At 39.8% G+C, this 2,086-nt stretch carries 5 protein-coding genes; all 5 read right to left on the reverse strand.

Annotated elements, in window-relative coordinates:
- Positions 1–133 (reverse strand): DUF5838 family protein (locus PX636_RS02260; protein ID WP_288116098.1); only part of this gene is annotated, 133 nt, incomplete at its 3' end.
- A 33-nt stretch (positions 134–166) separates the two neighbouring features.
- The gene (locus tag PX636_RS02265) at positions 167–520 is read right to left on the reverse strand and encodes an HNH endonuclease (RefSeq protein ID WP_002797464.1); all 354 of its coding nucleotides are present in this window, start codon (positions 518–520) and stop codon (positions 167–169) included.
- Between the two features lie 87 nt (positions 521–607).
- On the reverse strand, positions 608–1,000 hold the full coding sequence (locus PX636_RS02270) for a hypothetical protein (protein WP_002802535.1): 393 nt from the start codon (positions 998–1,000) through the stop codon (positions 608–610).
- Positions 1,001–1,355: 355 nt separating this feature from the next.
- Positions 1,356–1,511 carry an anacyclamide/piricyclamide family prenylated cyclic peptide gene (locus PX636_RS02275; protein WP_071823495.1) on the reverse strand — a complete coding sequence of 52 codons (156 nt, stop codon included), beginning with the start codon at positions 1,509–1,511 and terminating at the stop codon, positions 1,356–1,358.
- Between the two features lie 192 nt (positions 1,512–1,703).
- Positions 1,704–2,000, reverse strand: a complete 297-nt coding sequence (locus PX636_RS02280) for a type II toxin-antitoxin system RelE/ParE family toxin (RefSeq protein ID WP_149978883.1) — start codon at positions 1,998–2,000, stop codon at positions 1,704–1,706.
- Positions 2,001–2,086 lie beyond the last annotated feature (86 nt).

The raw sequence follows: 2,086 nt of genomic DNA on the forward strand, positions 1-2,086 counted from the left end.
CAACCCCCATCACGAAATCTTCAAATAGCCGCAGAGGATAAATCAGCTCAACATCGAAAGCTTGTTGATGGTTACGAATAAATTGTAGCCTTTGCTCTTTGAGGAAGCTTTTTTGAATGTCAGCAACTATCATAATGGCCAGTTTTTAGATTGTTAAAGGAATATTTTAGGTAAGGTGAGATTCCGTCTGCAAATTAGGTGGATGCCAACCAGCTTTAACCCAATTTTTACGCACAATAACAGCCAGATTACTATTTAATCTTAAAGCTACAATTGTTGCTCGACCACAAGCCGTTACTCCCATAATTTCCGTTCCCTCTTGAGTCCAAGTAAAATGTTCTTGCCATTTTTGAAGGCGAGGATTAAATAAGGAAACCAACACCTCAGATTTGGGATCAATAGCTTCAGTTTGAGTCCATTTATATTGATTACATAATTCACAAGCTAAACATAAATTATCTTCTGTATTAGCACCACCTTTAGCTAAAGGTTGGATATGATCAATTTGTAATCTCCCCATAATATAATCCTGGTGACTTAGGCAATATTCACAGCGATTTCCTGCCCGTTGTTTAACTTTATTGGCGTAAGGTTTCTGTGAGAAAACTCATGGTATTAAAGGCTCTCTCAAACCTCGTTTAACGGCTTCAGCTAAGGCTATTGACTTTCTTAATTGTCCCATTTGGTAAATTGAGATTAAAACTAATAATTCATAGCCTTCGGCTTCGGTTAAGCCCGTATTTTTTCCCTTAGCTTGTAACTCTCCTAAGCGTTGATTCTGAACAGCATCCATTTTTGAATTAGCTAATTCAATAACTTCGGAATCTAAAAGATGGGAAACTTCAAGATGATTGCCCACAGCTGAGAGATTATTAAAGGTAGGCAAAATGATTTCTAAGGTATCAATTAAAACCTCGGATAACTCTCGTTCTGTAGCCTTTCCTAAACATTGGGCTGATTCAAGTAAACTGACTGGTAAATTAATAGTAATTTGAGTCATTTGTGATGTATGAATAAGTAAATCTTACTTTAATCATAGCTCATCTAATTCTGTCAAAGGTACAAACCCAAGGAGAAGAACACCGCTATCCGATAACCCTGGGGAAGTAAGCTATTGGCACGGGTTCATCTCCCTGAACCTAAGTCTTCTAACACTGGTGAATCAAGGAAAAGGGGGACCGAGAAGAGAAACAACCTCTGCTCCCCTGCTCCCGGTGCTTCTTCACCGATGCCCGGTATCCGAAACTCCCGAATTAACTAGGATTGTGCGTCAATTCCTTGAGGCTAACCGTGCGCCTTGGCAAGGAGAAAAAGACTTTTGACCTGATTTGAGGTTCGTGCTAGAATCAGGGGGATTACTCTGCGTCGTCTCCCGCAAAAGGAGCGCCCCACCTTACCAAATCCCAAAGCGGAGCGATCATCGCAATCGCATTGCCATCACGAGAGACGGTAGCGGTGTTTTCCCGTTGGACAGGAGCAGCATTGCGGGATGTCAGTTTTTTGGTTTTCATGGGGTAAATGCTCCAATGATGTTAATTAATTTAATTAACCGGCCTTGACATCTTCTTGTCAATAGTTTTTTGTGAAGTTTTTGTTGAGTTTTTGTTAAGTTTAGATCAGCTTAAATTTCCCGAAGAAACCCCCAGCCGATGCTACTGGGGAGCAGGGAAGAATGACACCCTTAGATTGATGCGATCGCTTTCTTAATCAAGATCAAACATAGCATCTAAATCTCTATATCCACTGACTACTCTTGCGATTTCAATTCCGTTTTCAAGAGGGAAATAAAATATCAGATAATCTTCTACAGGAAAACTTCGTAAACTAGGGATTAACTCATCGCGCCTACGTCCCAGATTGGGGAATTTAGCTAATTTTTTACAAGCCTGTTGGATTTTTTCTTTTAAAATTCTAGCAGCTTGCGGATTTTTCCCAGCCAAGTAACTATTAACTTGCTTTAAATCCAATCTAGCTGAGGGTGAGAAAATAATCTTTGACATTATTTCTGACTCATCGGGAAACCCTTAGCCTCTATTTGTTGTAAATCCTCTTCTAATTCTGAAAAAACCTCTTCGGCATTAATTCC

Source organism: Microcystis sp. M53598_WE2 (genome assembly GCF_030067735.1).
Lineage (GTDB): Bacteria > Cyanobacteriota > Cyanobacteriia > Cyanobacteriales > Microcystaceae > Microcystis > Microcystis aeruginosa.

Excerpts from the sequence above, each read along its gene's own strand:
- PX636_RS02270 (WP_002802535.1), bottom strand. The coding sequence starts at position 1,000 with ATGACTCAAATTACTATTAATTTACCAGTCAGTTTACTTGAATCAGCC.
- PX636_RS02265 (WP_002797464.1), bottom strand. The coding sequence starts at position 520 with ATGGGGAGATTACAAATTGATCATATCCAACCTTTAGCTAAAGGTGGT.
- PX636_RS02275 (WP_071823495.1), bottom strand. The coding sequence starts at position 1,511 with ATGAAAACCAAAAAACTGACATCCCGCAATGCTGCTCCTGTCCAACGG.
- PX636_RS02280 (WP_149978883.1), bottom strand. The coding sequence starts at position 2,000 with ATGTCAAAGATTATTTTCTCACCCTCAGCTAGATTGGATTTAAAGCAA.